This is a genomic window from Kribbella sp., assembly GCF_035655035.1.
GTDB lineage: Bacteria > Actinomycetota > Actinomycetes > Propionibacteriales > Kribbellaceae > Kribbella.
The window spans coordinates 1-2489 of sequence record NZ_DASRVN010000750.1; the positions used below are offsets into that span (position 1 = coordinate 1).

Annotated in this window: 3 protein-coding genes; 2 read left to right on the forward strand and 1 reads right to left on the reverse strand. The window is 70.2% G+C overall.

The genetic code is table 11. The annotated features are described in order from the left end of the window. Nucleotides 1-303: 303 nt before the first annotated feature. Both VFF46_RS38335 and VFF46_RS38340 read left to right on the forward strand, forming a co-directional pair. Nucleotides 304-1197: a GIY-YIG nuclease family protein gene (locus VFF46_RS38335; RefSeq protein WP_325042184.1), complete on the forward strand. Its 894-nt coding sequence runs from the start codon at nt 304-306 to the stop codon at nt 1195-1197. Nucleotides 1198-1214: 17 nt separating this feature from the next. Further along, a complete protein-coding gene (locus VFF46_RS38340) occupies nt 1215-2018 on the forward strand; it encodes a SecDF P1 head subdomain-containing protein (protein WP_325042185.1) in 804 nt (267 codons plus the stop codon). 20 nt (nt 2019-2038) lie between these two features. Here the strand turns inward: VFF46_RS38340 and VFF46_RS38345 are convergent. After that, nucleotides 2039-2489, reverse strand: a 451-nt coding sequence (locus VFF46_RS38345) for an RNA methyltransferase (RefSeq protein ID WP_325042186.1), incomplete at its 5' end; no start/stop codon positions are given.

Below are 2489 nucleotides of genomic sequence, written 5' to 3' on the forward strand. Positions count from 1 at the left end.
GAACACGACCTGCTCACTGAAACCGGACGGCGTGACCGCGGCGCGTGCCGGCGCGATCACGGCAAGCGGCAGCAGCAGTGCAAGACACAAAGTGGGCAGCGCACAGCGCAGCCACCGGGCAGATTTCCTCACGAAGCCCCCCAGGCCCGAACCCCGGCGCCTGCCCCCACAACCCCGCACAGGCACTCGGATCGCCCGTCAGAATGACGCTTCGGTACGGCGCCGCGCAAGCCCCGGAACGCATTCGTGGCAAACCCGCCGCCACCCGGTCACGCGGCCGATCCGAGCAGGCACACTGGGCTGATGATCAGCAGCGTCCGCGAGCTTCCGGCCGGGCCGGGCGTCTACCGTTTCCGCGACGACGCGGGCAAGGTGCTGTACATCGGGCGGGCGCGAAATCTGCGGCGCCGGGTGCGGTCGTACTGGACGCATCTCGGCGATCGGCCGCACCTCGCGCGGATGGTACGGCGGATCGCGCGCGTCGAGGGGGTGTGGTGCGACTCGGCGCACGAGGCGGCCTGGCTCGAACGGAACCTGCTGGAGCACACGAAGCCGCGATGGAACCGGACCGAGGGCGGGGCCGAGGTGGTCGGGTACATCCGGCTCGGCGACGGTGCGCGGCCCGGGTTGCGGTTCGAGCACACGGTCAGCGGTACGGCGGTGCACTTCGGGCCGTACCTCGGTGGGTTGCGGATCCGTCAAGCGATTTCCGGCATGCATCGCGTGCTGCCGTTGCAGTACACGGTGGAGGGGGACGGGTCGGCCGAGGAGTTCGGGCGGTTGTTCGGGATCGGGCCGGGGGATCGGAAGGCGTTGGCGCGTACGGCGATCGCCGTACTGGAACGGGATCCGGCGGCGGTGGATGCGTTGCGGTGCGAGCTGGTACGGCGGCGGGACCGGGCGGCGGGGGAGTTGCGGTACGAGTTCGCGGCGAAGGTACAAGGGGAGATCGAGGCGCTCGACTGGATCGTCGCCGAGCAGAAGGTGGCGTGGCTGGAGCCGCGGGACGCGGACGTGTTCGGGTGGGCGGACGGGATGCTGGTGCGGTTCGAGCTGCGGGCGGGGCGGATGAGTACGTGGACGCAGCGCGCGTGTGGGGAGGCAGCGGCGCGGGAGCGGGTCGCAGGTACGCCGGAGTTGTGGCGGACGTTCGCGCAGCGGAACGCCGAGCTCGCGGCCCGGCTGCTGACTTCCTGATTACCTAGCATGTCGGTATGACCCAGCCCCCGGTGCCGCCCAACGAGCCGCCCTACCGACCCGGCCCACCACCGGGGCAACCGCCGTACCCAGGCCAGCAGCTACCGGGACAGCAGCCGCCTCAGGGGCAACAGGCTCCGTGGGACCAGCAGCCGCCGCCTGGGCAGCAGACGCCGTGGGGTCAGCAGCCGCCGCCGGGTCAGCAGACGCCGTGGGGTCAGCAGTTTCCGCCGGGGCAGCAGTTTCCGCCGGGTCCGCCGAAGCGGTCGCGGGGGCCGCTGCTCATCGTCGGCGGTCTGGTCCTGCTCCTCGTACTCCTGGTCGGCGCAGGCGTGATCGTGTTCCTCACCCGCAGCCCCGACGAGACGCCGGCCACGAAAGAAGCCCCGGTCGCCAACACCAAGCCCTCCGACCCGAAGGCGGTCGAGTTCCGCCGCGTACTCACCAGCAAGCCGGGCACCTGCCCGACCCCAGCCCGCGACGGTACGGCGTGCGACGACAAGGGCATCGTCTACACCGTCGGCAAGGTCGAGCTCGACGGCAGCCACGTGTCCGAGGTGAAGGCCGGCTACAACCCCGGCGGCAGCACGTACTGGTACGTGAGCCTCAACCTCGACCCCGAAGGCACCAAGATCTTCGGCCAGCTCACCGCCAGCCTCGCCAAACAAGATCCGCCCGCGAACCAGCTGGCGATCCTCGTCCACGGCCAGGTCGTCACCGCCCCGACCGTCCAGTCCGCGATCCCCGGCGGCAAGATCCAGATCTCCGGGACCTACACCCGCGACTCCGCCGAAGCTCTGGCGAAGAAGATCACCGGCTAGGCCTCAGCGGCCGGCGAACCTCAGCGGTTGGTGACCTCGAACGCGACGATCGCTGCGGCAACGGCCACGTTCAGCGACTCGACCCCGGCGTGCAGGGGGATCTGCAGGTCGGAATCGGTGGAAACCGTGATTCCATTCGTTTCCCCGCCGAGCACGTAGACCGCGCGCGGCGCGAGATCGGTCTTGAACAACGAGTCCTGCGAACGCGCCGACAACCCGTACACGTGATACCCGGCAGTGCGCAGCAGGTCGACCGCGGCCTTCGCGGTGGAGGTGTTCACGATCGGCGCCTGGAACGCGACGCCGGCCGACGCCTTGATGACCAGCGGTCCGACGTGCGGCGTACCGGCCCGGGGCAGGATCACGCCGTCGAACCCGGCGCCGGTCGCGGTCCGGAGGATCATCCCGACGTTCCCCGGGTTGGTCACGCCGTCGAGCAAGAAAACGTTTGTCGGCCGCTTTCCGCGGTCC